The sequence below is a fragment of the Aneurinibacillus sp. UBA3580 genome, assembly GCF_002375825.1.
In the GTDB taxonomy this organism is placed as follows: Bacteria; Bacillota; Bacilli; order Aneurinibacillales; family Aneurinibacillaceae; genus Aneurinibacillus; species Aneurinibacillus danicus.
Genome location: NZ_DFMZ01000113.1, coordinates 1 through 14944, shown reverse-complemented (window position 1 = coordinate 14944; position 14944 = coordinate 1). Strand labels below are relative to the sequence as shown.

The window sequence follows — 14944 nt, the reverse complement described above, 5'->3', positions numbered from 1 at the left end:
TTAGGGAAAGAGGGGTCAAGAAAAAAAGAAGAGGTGTCGTTATGAGTTTTGATCCCATTAAAAAAGAGAAAGTTCATGAAGCGCTAATGTAGAGGAGTGATAAACGTTGAAAAACATTGACTTAACAGGAAAAATAGCATTAGTAACGGGAGGAAGCGCAGGAATCGGGTTATCCGTCGCTGAATCGTTATGCCAGGCCGGAGCTTCCGTAGCCATCGTAGGGAGAAGAAAAGACGCTCTGGAAGATGCCAAACGCCATATAGCGAAACGCTATCCGAATGCGGAAATTTTTGCTGTTAGTGCTGATGCTTCCAAAGTAGAGGATATAAGAAAGATGGTTAACCAGGTCATTCAACGCTTTGGGCGAATTGACATTCTTGTCAATAATGCGGGAACGAACGTTTTGAATGAGGCGTTTGATGTAACAGAAGCAGAGTGGGACCGCATCATGAATGTAAATGTAAAAGGGCTCTTCTTCTGCTGTCAGGAAGTAGGTAAGCATATGGCAAAACAGGGTGGCGGTAAAGTTATCAACATGGCCTCACAGATGGGACTGGTTGGACTATACAAAAGAGCGGCTTATTGTACAAGCAAAGGGGGTGTTGTTCAACTGACAAAAGTATTGGGAATCGAGTGGGCTCCTTATAACATTCAGGTAAACGCCATTGCGCCAACCTTTGTAGAAACTCCCCTAACCAGACCGATGCTGGAGAATAAGGAGTTTTATGAAGAGGTCATTCGAAGGATTCCTATGGGTAAGTTAGCGCAGCCGGAAGATGTTGCGGGTGCTGTACTGTATCTCGCTTCAGACTTATCGAACTTTGTGACAGGTCATACGTTACCTGTCGACGGAGGCTGGGTTGCCTGGTAAGATAAAATAAGTTTATCTCACCGTTCTCTTCATTTTGTCAGTTTCTCCATTTACGGACATTTTTACTTTACGGTTCCGCTTATAGATGTTATACCGGACAAAAATTACTTAAGGAAAACTTGTACTACAGTCTATATCATACAGATAATTCTCTTCATATAATACAGTAACTTAGCAAAAAGGAGGGGTATCATTGGTCACACGCCGTGGTCGTTTTGTATTTGTAACCCTACGCCCTGGTCAAGTTGCTATTGTTCGCTGTCACCGCAGGAAAAAAAGGCACTCTCATCACTAAGTATGAAATCGAAGAAAAAGCACTTTATTGCATAGAATGCGATGAGGAAGAAGTTATAGCGAAAGCAATAAAATACGAAGAAGGGGCTGTCCCATAAGTAAGCGGGAGCCCCTTTGTTTTTGTTCAATCCAATCACCCCTTAGCACCTTCAAGCGAAGGTTCGTGTTGAACATTTTCCTGCAGTGATCGCCTTCTGGACCTTCGAAATGTTTGATAACTAAACCACAGCGCTAACAATAGTGAGGTAAAATAAGCGGCGGCGCAAGCAATAGCGAACCACATCGAAAAGGAATGAAGCACCTTACCAAGTATGACAAAAGCCAGGGCGCTCCAAGTAAACCATGTGCTTCGGCAAGCTTTTGGTTTTTTATCCACATCCGTATTTACACTTCCTACTTGCTTGTTTTCACTCTCGTCCACTTGTCCATCTGTAATTTCTATGTTCGAATGAGTTGTTTTCTTGCTTAGCTTTGATACCGTATAGATAAGGAGCATAAAAGCAGGTTGAAATCCTAAAACAATAAGCGGCAGACTATACTTGATGAAGTGGGCAAGCTCGTTTATTCTTTCAAAGGAAAAGTATGAGGTTAAAAAAATAAACACGCCCCCCTGAATATTAAATTTACGGCAATCCGTGTTATTGAAAATGGCACCGAGGCAAATAAAAAAAGCAGAATACAGAACCATGATTTTTAAAGTGAAGGCAGGAAACCAGGCGCTAAAAAGAAGAACTTCCACCCGGTCTAAAAAATCAGTGATATGGATTTGCTCAACCAGTAGATACACAGGGTAATAAAACTTACTTGTTATCGTAGCACCCATGGCAACAATGGCAACGAATAAGACAATGGTAATAACAACCCCTGCAAGTAGGGTTCCATATCGTACAGACGCTTTGAACAGACGAGTATCGGCTAAAGAAGGCAAGAAGGCTCCCAGGATTAAAAGGTCGCCATAAGAACTTAAACCTATTACATTAGCAGTGCCAAGCGGCAAAAATCCAGTAGATAATATAGGTAGCGCCCGTTCCGGGTTAATTTCATTTGCTAAAAGTACAGGCAAAAAAGCCATTGCGAGCAAATAAACAGGGACAAATAACGCATTAACCCGGGCGATTACCTCTATACTTGTCTTGCCGTAATAAAGCATAACCAATATAAATAAAAACAAAATGACTTCGCTCGGCGTCTCACTAAGAAGAAAGAAACCGACAAATTCAGAAATTTCTCTCACATCACGAACCAATATGATCCAAATATAAAGAAAGAAAAGAATGTTAACAGCTTTCCCGCCCCAATTTCCTAGTAGAAGAGAAGTAACTTCAAAAATGTTTTTTCCGGGAAACTTCTTTGATACGGTATAGAAGAAAGAAGCAATCAGCAAGGCATATAGAATCGGAATAATTTGCGTAAACCAAACATCAGTTTTGGAAATGTTAGCTAAGCCATGCGGTATACTAGCCAGCGTTTCCGTAATAAGGATGGAAGCTGTCAGCCAGGCTAGCTGCCTGTGATCAATGACTTGTTTTGTAATCAAAAGGATTCACACCTTTCTTACTTAATAATTGGGTCTAAGTAGCGATTTGCTAATGACCGTGTAATTGGAGATATATAATCGACAAAAAACTGCATCGGCATATATACTTTTATGCCGAAAAGCGCTGCTGTGATAAAAAATAAGCATAACAAGGAAAAAGCATAAAAAATGCCTTTTTCCTTGTTTGAAGCCCTCTTCATTTTCTTATATTCGTACAGTAACGTTACGACATATATGGATAAGAAAATCACCCAAAAGGTTTTATTCATCTCTACGACCTCGAGTAATGTTTGTATATGTTTGACCTATATTAATAACCTGCGCGTGAATGTCATATGTAAACCCAACATTTTTTAAGTGACTTCTCCAATCTTCTTTGTATTTTTCTTTCCATTGATCAGGATAGTATCTAAAAACTTTCAGGCCCAACCCAATGTTATCTGTTGAACGTTTCTTCATTTGATTAAGCGTACTCTCAATCGTATTTTTGATATGTTGGTTTAATTTCCTTTCCAGCTCTTTCACATTAGATTCTATGTCAAAATTAATATTGGATGTATTTTCCTGTATAGAAGCTTGTGAATTAACCTTTATACGGAAACGAAGGCGATCCCCCTGCAAAATCGGAGTAATATTCACGTTTCCTGTTTCAAACGCTATATTTACTTTTCCCTGTTTGCCCAAATCCAGCACAGTATTATAAGGAATAAAACGAGTCGAGAACCAGTTCAGTCCATTCGATGCTTTTGGCGGAAATAAAGCGACCATCTTATCTCGACGAAATTGGGCATATCCTGTAACCTGTACTTCTTTTGACTTTTCACTCGATTTGGTCTCAACAACGCGCATCATGGGAATGATCGGATCCGTATTCGGTTCGGTAAGCATATACGCAATTTCTTTTATATTTATAGGAAGAGCAAAGGTTTTTACAATCTCTCTCATAGCCTCCCCCGAATACCGTTCGAATTTTGGTTGAGCCTCCAATAAAGCACGGCCCTCTCCTTTTGCAACCACCATATAAGCGGTTAATCGATTTTCAGGAAAACGAGCCAAAATATCAAAGATCGGAGAAATTCCCTCTCTAGCCAGTTCTTCTCCAACAATGACAACACGTTGATGGGCATAAAACAGTTCTCTTGCCATCCTTCTTTGTAACCGGACACCGGCTTCACGAATGGTTTGTCCTACTTCTGAGTCGATATAATAACTTTTCACTCCCCCCGTTCCACCTCCCCCACCTCCCGGGCCACCCAATTGGCCAACCAAAGGTACTTGAACCGAAAAACGATAAAGTCCATCCTTTTCTTTGTCAATAGCTATGGCAATGACAATAGCTGTATCGTTGATTTCTCTTCGATCCCAGCATCCGGAACAAACAAGCAAAACAATGAAAGAAAATAAAATAAAACAAGCTTTTCGTCTTCTCATTCATTATCCTTCTCTCGTTGATTCGTATCATGTTCAATGTATTTTCCTGTTTGTCCCCCTTCTTCCAACACTGCTCTCTGTAATTCTCTGCCCATCCGGTCTTCATCCCCGATAGAAAAAAAAGAGGGACGCTTAATCATTAGCGGCCACGGCATACGAAACGCGACATCCTTTATATCCTTTGTAGAAAAAGGAGAGATAGGGGATAAGTATGGAACACCAAAAGAACGAAGATTTGCCATGTGACCGAGTATGAGGATAATTCCAAGCATAATGCCATATATTCCAAATAAGGAAGCAGCAATAATTAAAGGGAAGCGTAGCATTCGAAAAGTAATGGCGCTGTTGTACCGTGGGATGGTAAACGAAGCGATACCTGTAATGGAGACGACAATAACCATGGGGGCGGATACAATTCCAGCCTGTACTGCGGCTTGTCCGACAACCAAAGCGCCAAGGATACTGACGGCCTGACCTACTGTTTTAGGCAACCGCACCCCTGCTTCCCGCAGCGCTTCAAAGGAAACCTCCATGATTAACGTTTCAACAACGGCCGGGAACGGAATCGTTTCCCTTGCAGCAGCAACACTTAATAATAATGTTGTTGGCAACATCGCTTGATGATACGTTGTTACGGCCACATACATAGCGGGTGTTAACAAAGAAAGAGCCAAAGAAAAATAACGAAGCCAACGAATCAGCGTCGCTATTTGAAAGCGCTCGTAATAGTCTTCGTTTGCCTGCATCATAGTCCAGAACGTGGTAGGAACAATTAACACAATAGGCGTACCATCGACCATGATGGCGATTCTTCCTTCTAATAATGCCGCAGCCACCGTATCGGGTCGTTCTGAATACTGAACCTGGGGAAAAGGAGAAAATGTGCTGTCTTCGATTAATTCTTCAATGTATCCGGTTTCTAAAATGGCATCAATTTCAATTTTTTGTAAGCGCTGTTGCACTTCTTTTAACGTTTCCGGGTCGACAATTCCCTCAATATAAGCTAATGCGATGTTTGTATTGCTTTCTTTCCCCAACATCAAAGGTTTAATTTTAAGCCTTGGGGTTTTCAGTCTTCGCCGTATCAAAGCTGTATTCGTACGCAGACTTTCAATAAATCCTTCTCTTGGACCTCTTATGACGGATTCAGATTCAGGTTCTCCGACTGAACGTAATTGCGGCCCACGAATACCGAGCAACAAGGCTGAACCTACCCCTTCAATAAAAATACCCGTATCTCCGGATAATACCGGCTGTAGAAAATCGGCATAATTATCTACATGAGCGATTTGTGCAGAGGGAATCACGGCTCTTTTCAAAACTTCAATGTTTGTTCCTTCTCCTTTGAAAACCATAATCGACTTGAGTACATCGTTTATCCCTTGTGTATGAATCAATCCATCCACAAAAATGGCAATGGCCGGCTTTCCGTCATGAAATGTAAATTCCCGAATGACAATATCCGAACTATCTTTAAACAACTGGTCTAAAATCTTTTTATTCTCCTCCAAAGAAGAAGAGATAGGGAGTGAAGTCAATTCGTATATATCTTTATCATTTAATTGTTGTACTTGTTCTTCCACTTCTCGCTTTTGTTTTCGAGTGCGTTTCATTCTAAACAAATCCCCCCTCACCGTAAAGCTAAAGGTAGTATTTCTCATATTTTAAAAAGCTATGTACTTGTTTATATGGTTTTCTAGATACACACGCTATTCGCTTTAACGCACTGCTCGCTTGCTGGACGTTTTTTTCTTAAATTGTGCTTGTCTATCAAGATATTTACCGTTTCTAAAATAAATGCAAGAGAATAAAATAATAACGCAAGAGAGCAAATGCCCCCCTTCTCTTAATAAAGGAACCTTCCTGTCTGTTTAGAACATGTTGCTTTTTATATACGTAACCTTATTAGAAAAGGGGGTGCCTATAAAATGAGCCCTAAAAAGAAAAAGCTGCGTAAATCTCCTGGCCGCCTATATCATGTCATTCGCCGATATGGTCTTGATGATATTGATAAAAACGAACTCAAAAAGTATTTTCCTGCTCATAAAAAGAAAAAAAGAAGTTCGAAATAAATATATCTGGTACAAGCTATTGATGAAGAGGAAATCTAATACGAAGTATCATCTCGGACAAGTATGATCGGAGCTCCCGGGGTTTTCCTCTCTTACCCGGGGGTTTTATTTTTTAGCCTTTAAGAAATATCGCTGATTAACAACAAAACTGAAAAACAGCCTCCCCAAATGGAAGCGGGGAGGCTGCTTCTTGCGCCATTCTCGGGTGAGTAATCAGCTTCTATATGATGAATTGTGCGACAGCGCAAAAGAATACACCGGCCAAAATCATTGACGAGGTCATAATTTAATTGGTAATATCCGGGCGGAAATAAATCTTCTGACCCGGCGCATACGACGGGTTCATGTAGTCGTACGGATTCGGACTAATCAACCGTACGATGCGAGCTTCATTGGTGCCGCACGGCTTCACCAGCATCGTCAATCCGTTCAATTGAATCTCCATATTCTCATAAGCAGCCGGGTCCTCGTTCTGGAAAATCAAATCCATGGGCAGCGTAGAATAAATAATCATTGCACCACCTGCTCCACCGGCTGAGCCGGACGCCGCGCTTCGATTCGATTTCTCAACTCCTGCATGGCTGCACCGAGTCCGCCAATCTCGTCAATCAGACCGAACTCGACCGCTTTCGCGCCGACTATGTTCGTACCTACATCCCGGCTCAACTCGCCGACTTTCAGCATCAATTCACGGAACTTCTGCTCTTCAATCCTCGAATGGCGCACGACGAAGTTCACAACGCGATCCTGCATTTTCTCCAGGTATTCAAAGCTTTCCGCCACGCCAATGACAAGGCCGGTCAGACGCACAGGATGGATGGTCATCGTGGCCGTCTCTGCGATAAACGAATAGTCGGTTGCCACGGCGATCGGTACCCCAATGCTGTGGCCGCCGCCTAGCACGAGCGATACGGTCGGTTTCGATATTGACGCGATCATTTCTGCAATCGCCAGGCCCGCTTCCACATCGCCGCCCACTGTATTTAAAATTACCAGTACACCTTCAACGTTCGGATTCTGCTCCGCTGCCACCAGCTGGGGAATCAGGTGTTCATACTTAGTCGTCTTATTTTGCGGCGGCAGTTGGACATGTCCTTCGATCTGCCCGATAATCGGCAAGCAGTAGATGTTGCTGTCAGTCATAGCCGGTACGTTTGTCTGTCCGAACTGCTGAATCATTTCCGTCACTGCTTTGCGCGGCTCACCGGTCAGCGGAGGGTTCGGAGACAGCTCCCTCGGTTTCTCCGGCATTGGTTGTGGTTGCGTCTGGGGATCCAGCCCATTCATTTGTTCTTGCACATCGTTTCCCTCCATTTTCTTAGTACTCATAGTATGAATTTCCGCAAGAAAAAGCATGCATCCACCTAAATAAGAAAAAATCCATGAAAACTCCTGAATAATGTAGTGCTTTTTTCAGACTTCATGTCCATTCAGCTTTCCCTTGTAGAATGAGCGTGCTTGCCTGTACAATGGTAAAGTGAAGAAAAGCGGAAAGCTTAGCAAAAGACAGGAGGACTTATGGAAGAGTTTATTCGGTCGGTATTAACCTTTCTCAGCGACCTGGGGTATTTCGGAATTGCCATAGGGCTTATGCTGGAAGTCATTCCAAGCGAGATTGTTCTGTCTTATGGCGGTTATCTTGTATCGCAAGGGAAAATCAACTTTGCAGGTGCGATTATCGCCGGTACGATCGGCGGCACCATTGCCCAACTGTTTTTATATTGGATGGGCTATTATGGCGGACGTCCGTTCCTTGAGAAATACGGAAAATACCTGTTGATTCGTAAAAAAGAAATCGACAAAGCAGAAGAATGGTTCAACCGGTATGGCGTAGGCGTCATTTTTACCGCCCGCTTCATTCCGGTTGTCCGGCACGCAATTTCCATTCCTGCCGGGATTGCCCGCATGTCTGTCGTTAAATTTATTATGTATACCACACTAGCGGTTATTCCCTGGTCCATTCTATTCGTGTATCTGGGAATGCAGCTGGGTGCACGCTGGGAGCAAATCGACGAATTCGCCAAGCCTTTTATCGAGCCAATTATCTGGATTGCGGTCGCAGGTACGGTAATTTATCTGCTGATGAGTCTTCGCAAGCGCAAAAAATCTTCTCGCTTCTCCAGCTAACAGAAAAGGGGATATGTGTATGAAGAGGGCTAAAAAACAAAGTTCACGAATATTGCTGACCGCAATCGTTATCGGCCTGACCGCCGCTCTCACGCTTGGGGGCTGCCGCAGCAAAGACAGCGTACCAACAGAGCAGGAGCTTACCGCCAAAATCGCGGAAAAACAAGAGCAAAAGCGGGAACAGAAGATAAATAGCGCCCGACAGGAGCTGGATCGTTATTTTGAATCAGTGGCGGCCTCGGTCAAAAAATTGGGAGAGAAACGGGCCGCTTTTTTTGAGGCATTCACCGGTTTAAGCGAGCAAAAGCTGACGAAAAGACAAGCACGCACCCAGGTGGCAACGGCCATTGCCGATTATGAAAAAACGTTGGGTGAGCTAAAGACGCTCCAGCTCCCCGCTTACAAAGAGGTGCAAAGTTTTCACCAGGAAATACACCGTACGATGGGCGCATACGTTCCGCTGATGAAAAAAGCTGAGCAGGGACTCCGCCAAAAAGATGCCGAAACGCTGAAAGAAGTGGAAAAGCAAATGGCAATCCTTGACGATCAGGTGAAAAAAACACTTGAAAAAAGTTCCAAGCTGCAGGTGAAAGTTAATACAGGTCAATAAAAAACAGGGTCTCGTCCAAAGGCGCGGCCCTGTTTTTTACTGGCGGTTTATTTCCGTAAGCTCCGGGTAGCCGGATACTTGATACGATTTCACTTCGGGCATATACTGCAGCGGCAGACGAACGGCAAATTGCTTCTGTGCACCGGCAATGGCGACCCACGCATTCAACGTAATCATTCCCTTATACTGACCCTCAGGCGCAATATCTTTAATCGTGATTTGCTTCACCCGCTCCCCATGAGGCCAGAGTATTTTCTCCACCGAGAGATCAGGCCCCAAATATTTACGAATTTCAGGGTTGATCCCTTTCGCTGTCAACCACTTGGTGCTAAACTCTACAGCAAACGCTTTGGCTTCAGGCGTAGCCACTGCGCTGAGTTTCTGTGACGGAATTAACGTATTTTCCAGATAAGAAGTGTTCAATCGAACCAAGCTTAACGCCCCGTTATAAAGAAGAACGAGCGCCGCAATAACACCGATGACCTGAATGGCGCGCAGCCACAAACGGTTCTGTTTTCGCTTTCGCCATCCTTTCAACGTGCTTATTTTCCGCTTGTCCCCCATACGTCATCCACTCCCGGTTGAACGCTTTTGCGCCCTATCTTTTATTTTCTACAATTCACATCTTGGCAATATGTATATTCTATCATGAACATAAAAGCAAAACACCCTTTTCCACTGAACGCTATCCCCGGTATACGGCGGATTCAGGGGATTTCTGCGGCTTAGTGTTCGGTGCAAAATTTACATTTTGCCTTTTGCCAGGGTGAAAGAATAAGCAGCCGCTTTTTGCCGTACAATACGTTTCGTAATGCAGTTGCATTCACCAATCCATCCAAGGAGGAATCATCGTATGGCAAAACCGGATAACCGCAAAGATAATGTGAAAAAGCTGAAAGAAATGGTACAAAACACCATCGGAAACATCGAAGCGGCGGAAGAGACGATGAGCAACACGCATATCACGCAAGAGCAGCGCCAGCAAATTGAGACGAAAAACGAGCGCCGCAGAGCAAGCATCGAATCAATGCGCAACGAAATCAAAGACGAGGCGCAAGCTCAGGAAAACCGTTTCGAGTAGGCAAAGCGCTTACAATAAGAAAGCCGGAATCATCCGGCTTTCTCTGCCATATAATCATCATAAAAAACGCGAAATCTGCCTTTACATTCTCTTTCGGTTCGCATATTATATAAATCGTGTGTTCGAGATAAAAACAAGTGGAGAAAAGAAAAACAGGAAGTGAATAGAATGAGAAAAATTCAAGAAGTCCTGTCAGCAGGCGAAGCAATTGAATTAACGGAGCTATTCGATGACCGTCTCCAGTGGGATGATTCATTCAATTTGATGGAGTTATTGAACAGCGGACTCGTTAAATACAACGGCGTGGCATTAACTCGTGAGGAGAGCCTTGAAATCATCGCAGCTTTGAAAGCCCTCGCCGCCTAGCATACACAACCGCCCCGGTTTCACTCTAATCCGGGGCGGTTGTTTTGTTATCAGTCTTCAAAAATTCCGTATACGATCCATTGGACAATCGCCAGCACAATCGAGGCGAAAAACGCGGCAAAGAAACCTTCCACATGAAAGCCCGGTACGATATTGCCGGTTAACATCAACAGCAGCGCATTAATAACAAGGGCAAACAATCCCAGCGTCAAAATTGTAATCGGAAGGGCCAAAAGCTGAAGAATCGGGCGGATAATCATGTTGATAAACCCGAGAACCAGCGCTGCGATAAAGGCCGCAGCCACGCTGTCAAACCAGATGGCATCAAACAGCCATGCGACAATAAGAAGCGAAACGGCCGACAATACCCAATGCCAGAGCCACCGCATGTAAACTTCCCCTTTCTTTTTCGTTCTCTTCTATATTTATAGTATACACTCCATTAGCCTTCGGTTTCGTCTTTTCTTCCGCGGCTTGTCCCTTCTTTCTCCTCTTTCTCTTCCCTTTCGGCCCGCATCCTCTCGGCCGGAATCTCTTCTGCGGAAATCATCTGAGCTTCCAACGGCCGATTATATACGCTAATCGGCTCTTCATTCACATCCGGTCGGACCGTCTCGTCCTGTGCGACGCCGCGCATAATCTCTACACTAAGCGGCAGGTATTTGAACATATGCCGAATCACCGTCTTTTTCGCCATCTCTTCATAGTCGGTCACCCACGGACCGCTATTGTACGAACGGGAGCGCATGCGCCGTCTGTCGATTTCTTCTTTTGACATGAATTCGAACTGATATCCCCCGTCCATGAAATGTGCTACCGCATAAACGCCGATAAATTCGCCGCGCTCGCTCATCGCCGGCTTGTGGGTAAGCGACGGATGCAGTCCGTATTCGTATTCAAATTCGTCGTTGGAATACACTTCATGTGCGTATATGCTTTTAATGTTGCCGGAGCGGCGCGCCAGGTCAATCATGCCTTTATACCCGATGATGAATGTCGCTTCCCGTCCATACGGAATGATGTAGCACTGACCGAGCAGGCCGGGTTCAAGGCCAAGCTGCGCCGCCTGCATTACCGCTCCAAGAAGAGACGGCACCGTGCACTCCAAAAGCAGCGGATTGGTGCGGATGGTCGTTAAGGCAATACGCAGCAGTCTGTCCACATCCATATGTTTCGGCAATACGCGTGCGATTTCCGGTTCCATTTTCTTTAAATATGCACCAATGGTTTGCGCGGGCGTGGGCGGACTGGCTCCGGTTTCTTTTGCTTTTGCTTCCAGTTTCTTTTTTAAATCATCTGCCATCGTATCTCCTCCTGCTTCGTCTATGTGATCAAAAAACGCCGCATTGTCGTCGGTCGGATAAATTCTTCATAAATCTCAGGGCGCTTCTCTTTTAACGCCTTCACGTCCACGGTCCGGCGTGAAATGTTTTTCCAACTGACACGGTGTTCACCGGTAATGCCGATCTCATGGCGACCGATGAGCGCTTTCAGCCGGTTCTCCGCTTCCCTCTTACGCTCCTCCGCTTCCTCGATGTCCCGGCTCGCCTGTTCCCATCGGGTAATAAGCTCCTCCGCCTCGTCCGGCAGCACCGTTACACTGTCTGCTTCGCCTTCAGGATACATGCTGGCAAGAAGGTCTGCAGCGGCTTCGCTTCCGTCCGGCAGCGGAGGAATGCCGGTGAGCACGTGGTTATGCCAGAAGTGTTCACAGATTTGAACGCTCAGCGCAATCAACTCGTCATCGCGCTTCACGATCTGATAGTGGAATGTGTTGCCGCCGATGAGGACAGCGAACGCCCCCCAGGTAAGCCCTGTAATATACAGATACCATTGGAGCTGCAGCCGGTAGGCTTCAGGAATACCGTTTTCTTCCCATTCTTTGCGCATATATTCCGAAGCAGTCTTAATCTCAAGAATACCGTTGCCGCGCTCCGGCTCGATAATTAGCCGGTCAATGTTGCCCATTACCCACTCTTTTTCAGGATGCTGCAGGATGGCATTGCACCGCTGCAGCTTGTATCCGGTTCGGCGGGTAAATTCTTCAGCCACGACCTCTTCAAGAAGCCGTCCGAAGTGCATGGCTTCCGTGTCTTCCCGCTCGACATCCTGTCCAATCTTTTCAAGATATACCGCAATTGCGCTCTTATGCTTATCCACTCCACAAATAGCCCCTACGTCACTGCCGGAAATCCCCTGCCGACGCCAGGCAAGCCATTCGTCCCGCGGCAGGTCGGTCGTGTTTACAAGTCGTATCGCCTGCATGGTTCCTCCTTTGCATCGTTCTAACGTGCCAACCGGCTTTCTCAATCTTACCTTCCCCTCTTTTCCATAGAAAAAAACATCCCCCTTTTTTTGCACGCTGCAATCTATGCACATGACCGGGAAAAGGAAAAGAGAAATTGGCGCTTAAAATCGCCTGTACGAGCAAAACACGGAGCAAAATCTCGCTCCGTGTTTATTTTTTTCGACGTGACTGGTGCCCGATATAGCGTTCAATGGTTATAATGAGGAAAAGTCTCTTTAAGTATACCTGAAAGAATTGTCATGATAAGAATTGTTGCAATATATGATATAGAAAAAGAGGAGGAACAATCGTATGGAACCGATCCCTGTGATAATTTTGAGCGGCTTTTTGGGCAGCGGCAAAACGACACTGCTGCTGCGCCTGCTGCAGGAAGCAACCCGGCGCGGACTTCAGCCTGCCGTTCTCATGAACGAACTCGGCACAATTGATGTGGATGGCCGCCTGGTCAACGCTACTCTGCAGGAAAATCAGGTGATGGAGAAACTGCTCGACGGCTGCATTTGCTGCAGCAAAAAAAGCGAGGTCCTAGAAAGCATAGAGAAACTGCTGTGCAAGCAGCCGGATGTCATTTTGGTAGAGCTGACCGGGGTGGCGAATCCGGAAGAGGTCGTCGATATGCTGACTGAGCCACAAGTAAAGGAGAAGGTCCGCTTCCATAAAATTTTAACGACGCTCGATTCGTATTATTATCTGGAATACACCAGCATTTTTGAAGTGGACAGGCAACTGGTCCGCACAGTCAAGCGCCAAGTAGAAGTGGCTGACATCATCATCGTTAATAAAACAGAGGACATGAAAGAAAGCCACAAAACGAAACTGCTGAAAACACTGCATAAGCAAAACGATCGCTCACCGATTCTATTTACGACATACAGCGACATTGATCTAGCACCGGTATTCGAGACGATAAGCAAACGTGAGAAAACGGAAGCTGCGAAAAAGTCTCCGTTCTCCATCGTCAAACCTGCACACAAGCACACTCATGCAAATGCGAATATGAACGAAGGATCATACTCCCGTGTTCAGACATATACCTTGCCCGTTAATGAACCTGTGCAGCCAAAGAAAGTAGAAAAGCTGCTAAAAAGCTATCACCCGCAGCTGCTGCGTGCCAAAGGCTACCTGAAAACAGCAGACAAATCCGGCATGCAGCTGATGCAGTATGCGGCCAAGCGAACGGAATGGGAACCGGTGGAAGATGCGGAGGAATGCTATTTGGTGCTTATCGGCATCGATCTTCCAGTAGATGAAATCCGTTATAAATGGAACGAATTATCTCTTAAGGCAACGTCCCGCTGATTTTAGCAGGACAAGCGTGAACAGAACAGGAGTTTTGCTGATGAAAGCTGTACTGATTTTCTTCATCCGCCTATACCAGCGGCTCATATCGCCGCTTCTCCCCCCATCCTGCCGGTTTTACCCGACCTGCTCGCACTATGGACTTGAGGCGATTCAGCGCTTCGGGGCGCTCAAAGGCGGCTGGCTGACCGTCAAACGAATCGCCAAATGCCATCCATTCCATCCGGGCGGCATCGATCCGGTACCCGAGAAGCGGAAACCAAACTGAAAGGAACGGAGCTCAAGAATGGAAGCGTTTGAGAGAGAGAAATTGGAGAGAAAGCTTACAATCTACGAATTTATTTTGAATCAAATTAATGAAGGCATTCACGCTATCGATGAAGACGGCATTTCGATTATCTACAATGAGAAAATGTCCGAGATTGAAGCGATGAAAAAAGAAACCGTGCTCGGCAAGCGCCTGCTTGACGTTTTTACCTTTACAAAAGAACAGGAAAGCACCCTGCTGCAGGCGCTGCATCAGGGTGAGATGACGAAAAACGTTAAACAAACGTATTTCAATGCCAAAGGCAAACAAATTACGACCATTAACAATACATTTCCGATTGTCAAGAACGGACGGACCATTGCTGCCTTTGAACTTGCCAACGATATTACCCGGATGGAGCACATGCTGCGCGAGAACTTTATGAAAGATAAAGACACACGCTACGTGTTCGAGAGCATCATCGGGGAAAGCGACGCCATTCGTGAGGTGATTGAGGCAGCACGGCGCGCGGCACGCACTTCTTCGTCCGTGCTTATCGTGGGTGAGACCGGCACGGGCAAGGAGTTATTCGCCCAGAGCCTTCACAATGACAGCGCCCGCTCGTCCGGCCCGTTTATCTCACAGAACTGCGCAGCCCTGCCCGAGCATCTGATTGAAGGACTGTTGTTCGGTACACGACG

At 45.5% G+C, this 14944-nt stretch carries 18 protein-coding genes; 9 read left to right on the top strand and 9 right to left on the bottom strand.

The genetic code is table 11. The features are described from left to right. Positions 1 to 106: 106 nt before the first annotated feature. Positions 107 to 871 (top strand): SDR family NAD(P)-dependent oxidoreductase, encoded by a 765-nt coding sequence (locus tag B2899_RS15835; RefSeq protein WP_146809349.1) that lies wholly within the window; start codon positions 107 to 109, stop codon positions 869 to 871. A 427-nt stretch (positions 872 to 1298) separates the two neighbouring features. Here the strand turns inward: B2899_RS15835 and B2899_RS15830 are convergent, their stop codons facing one another. The 3 genes from B2899_RS15830 to B2899_RS15820 all read right to left on the bottom strand — a co-directional run bounded on the left by B2899_RS15830 (position 1299) and on the right by B2899_RS15820 (position 5746). After that, on the bottom strand, positions 1299 to 2702 hold the full coding sequence (locus B2899_RS15830; protein ID WP_170230193.1) for a GerAB/ArcD/ProY family transporter: 1404 nt from the start codon (positions 2700 to 2702) through the stop codon (positions 1299 to 1301). Between the two features lie 261 nt (positions 2703 to 2963). Further along, the gene (locus B2899_RS15825; RefSeq protein WP_286887079.1) at positions 2964 to 4133 is read right to left on the bottom strand and encodes a Ger(x)C family spore germination protein; all 1170 of its coding nucleotides are present in this window, start codon (positions 4131 to 4133) and stop codon (positions 2964 to 2966) included. After that, the gene (locus B2899_RS15820) at positions 4130 to 5746 is read right to left on the bottom strand and encodes a spore germination protein (RefSeq protein ID WP_286887084.1); all 1617 of its coding nucleotides are present in this window, start codon (positions 5744 to 5746) and stop codon (positions 4130 to 4132) included. The genes B2899_RS15825 and B2899_RS15820 overlap by 4 nt, the downstream gene beginning before the upstream one ends. 315 nt (positions 5747 to 6061) lie before the next feature. Here B2899_RS15820 and B2899_RS15815 point away from each other — a divergent pair, with 315 nt between their 5' ends. Further along, entirely contained in the window at positions 6062 to 6205 is a 144-nt protein-coding gene (locus tag B2899_RS15815; protein ID WP_170230194.1) for a hypothetical protein, read from the top strand. Between the two features lie 286 nt (positions 6206 to 6491). On the opposite strand, the gene B2899_RS15810 is transcribed toward B2899_RS15815, so the two are convergent. Together B2899_RS15810 and B2899_RS15805 are read right to left on the bottom strand one after the other, a co-directional pair. After that, entirely contained in the window at positions 6492 to 6719 is a 228-nt protein-coding gene (locus B2899_RS15810) for a YlzJ-like family protein (protein ID WP_146809353.1), read from the bottom strand. Then, positions 6716 to 7534 carry a ClpP family protease gene (locus B2899_RS15805; protein ID WP_414631789.1) on the bottom strand — a complete coding sequence of 273 codons (819 nt, stop codon included), beginning with the start codon at positions 7532 to 7534 and terminating at the stop codon, positions 6716 to 6718. The genes B2899_RS15810 and B2899_RS15805 overlap by 4 nt, the downstream gene beginning before the upstream one ends. Before the next feature lie 189 nt (positions 7535 to 7723). Between B2899_RS15805 and B2899_RS15800 the strand changes: the two genes are divergently transcribed. Next, positions 7724 to 8332, top strand: coding sequence for a DedA family protein (locus B2899_RS15800; protein ID WP_286887078.1), 609 nt, complete (start codon positions 7724 to 7726; stop codon positions 8330 to 8332). A gap of 19 nt (positions 8333 to 8351) precedes the next feature. Next, a complete protein-coding gene (locus B2899_RS15795; protein ID WP_146809355.1) occupies positions 8352 to 8942 on the top strand; it encodes a hypothetical protein in 591 nt (196 codons plus the stop codon). A gap of 36 nt (positions 8943 to 8978) precedes the next feature. Here B2899_RS15795 and B2899_RS15790 read toward each other — a convergent pair whose 3' ends face one another. Then, positions 8979 to 9506 (bottom strand): hypothetical protein, encoded by a 528-nt coding sequence (locus tag B2899_RS15790; RefSeq protein ID WP_146809356.1) that lies wholly within the window; start codon positions 9504 to 9506, stop codon positions 8979 to 8981. Between the two features lie 289 nt (positions 9507 to 9795). Here B2899_RS15790 and tlp point away from each other — a divergent pair, with 289 nt between their 5' ends. Further along, a complete protein-coding gene (gene tlp / locus B2899_RS15785; protein WP_146809357.1) occupies positions 9796 to 10023 on the top strand; it encodes a small acid-soluble spore protein Tlp in 228 nt (75 codons plus the stop codon). Positions 10024 to 10191: 168 nt separating this feature from the next. Continuing rightward, the gene (locus tag B2899_RS15780; protein WP_146809358.1) at positions 10192 to 10389 is read left to right on the top strand and encodes a hypothetical protein; all 198 of its coding nucleotides are present in this window, start codon (positions 10192 to 10194) and stop codon (positions 10387 to 10389) included. Positions 10390 to 10439: 50 nt separating this feature from the next. Here B2899_RS15780 and B2899_RS15775 read toward each other — a convergent pair whose 3' ends face one another. From B2899_RS15775 to B2899_RS15765, 3 genes are read right to left on the bottom strand one after another with little or no spacing between them, the layout of a single operon-like run. Next, on the bottom strand, positions 10440 to 10778 hold the full coding sequence (locus tag B2899_RS15775; RefSeq protein ID WP_146809359.1) for a phage holin family protein: 339 nt from the start codon (positions 10776 to 10778) through the stop codon (positions 10440 to 10442). Positions 10779 to 10831: 53 nt separating this feature from the next. Then, a complete protein-coding gene (gene recT / locus B2899_RS15770; protein ID WP_146809360.1) occupies positions 10832 to 11692 on the bottom strand; it encodes a recombination protein RecT in 861 nt (286 codons plus the stop codon). A gap of 20 nt (positions 11693 to 11712) precedes the next feature. Continuing rightward, positions 11713 to 12654: a YqaJ viral recombinase family protein gene (locus tag B2899_RS15765; protein WP_286887072.1), complete on the bottom strand. Its 942-nt coding sequence runs from the start codon at positions 12652 to 12654 to the stop codon at positions 11713 to 11715. Positions 12655 to 12988: 334 nt separating this feature from the next. Here B2899_RS15765 and B2899_RS15760 point away from each other — a divergent pair, with 334 nt between their 5' ends. From B2899_RS15760 to B2899_RS15750, 3 genes are all read left to right on the top strand, one after another. Next, a complete protein-coding gene (locus B2899_RS15760) occupies positions 12989 to 13996 on the top strand; it encodes a CobW family GTP-binding protein (RefSeq protein WP_286887069.1) in 1008 nt (335 codons plus the stop codon). Positions 13997 to 14036: 40 nt separating this feature from the next. Then, on the top strand, positions 14037 to 14264 hold the full coding sequence (gene yidD, locus B2899_RS15755) for a membrane protein insertion efficiency factor YidD (protein WP_218029541.1): 228 nt from the start codon (positions 14037 to 14039) through the stop codon (positions 14262 to 14264). Positions 14265 to 14282: 18 nt separating this feature from the next. Then, positions 14283 to 14944, top strand: a 662-nt coding sequence (locus B2899_RS15750) for a sigma 54-interacting transcriptional regulator (RefSeq protein ID WP_286887065.1), incomplete at its 3' end; no start/stop codon positions are given.

Coding starts and splice junctions, on each gene's coding strand:
- B2899_RS15820 (WP_286887084.1), bottom strand. CDS start 5,746: ATGAAACGCACTCGAAAACAAAAGCGAGAAGTGGAAGAACAAGTACAA.
- B2899_RS15775 (WP_146809359.1), bottom strand. CDS start 10,778: ATGCGGTGGCTCTGGCATTGGGTATTGTCGGCCGTTTCGCTTCTTATT.
- B2899_RS15805 (WP_414631789.1), bottom strand. CDS start 7,534: ATGAGTACTAAGAAAATGGAGGGAAACGATGTGCAAGAACAAATGAAT.
- recT (WP_146809360.1), bottom strand. CDS start 11,692: ATGGCAGATGATTTAAAAAAGAAACTGGAAGCAAAAGCAAAAGAAACC.
- B2899_RS15765 (WP_286887072.1), bottom strand. CDS start 12,654: ATGCAGGCGATACGACTTGTAAACACGACCGACCTGCCGCGGGACGAA.
- B2899_RS15795 (WP_146809355.1), top strand. CDS start 8,352: ATGAAGAGGGCTAAAAAACAAAGTTCACGAATATTGCTGACCGCAATC.
- B2899_RS15810 (WP_146809353.1), bottom strand. CDS start 6,719: ATGATTATTTATTCTACGCTGCCCATGGATTTGATTTTCCAGAACGAG.
- B2899_RS15760 (WP_286887069.1), top strand. CDS start 12,989: ATGGAACCGATCCCTGTGATAATTTTGAGCGGCTTTTTGGGCAGCGGC.
- B2899_RS15815 (WP_170230194.1), top strand. CDS start 6,062: ATGAGCCCTAAAAAGAAAAAGCTGCGTAAATCTCCTGGCCGCCTATAT.
- B2899_RS15780 (WP_146809358.1), top strand. CDS start 10,192: ATGAGAAAAATTCAAGAAGTCCTGTCAGCAGGCGAAGCAATTGAATTA.
- B2899_RS15825 (WP_286887079.1), bottom strand. CDS start 4,133: ATGAGAAGACGAAAAGCTTGTTTTATTTTATTTTCTTTCATTGTTTTG.
- tlp (WP_146809357.1), top strand. CDS start 9,796: ATGGCAAAACCGGATAACCGCAAAGATAATGTGAAAAAGCTGAAAGAA.
- yidD (WP_218029541.1), top strand. CDS start 14,037: ATGAAAGCTGTACTGATTTTCTTCATCCGCCTATACCAGCGGCTCATA.
- B2899_RS15800 (WP_286887078.1), top strand. CDS start 7,724: ATGGAAGAGTTTATTCGGTCGGTATTAACCTTTCTCAGCGACCTGGGG.
- B2899_RS15790 (WP_146809356.1), bottom strand. CDS start 9,506: ATGGGGGACAAGCGGAAAATAAGCACGTTGAAAGGATGGCGAAAGCGA.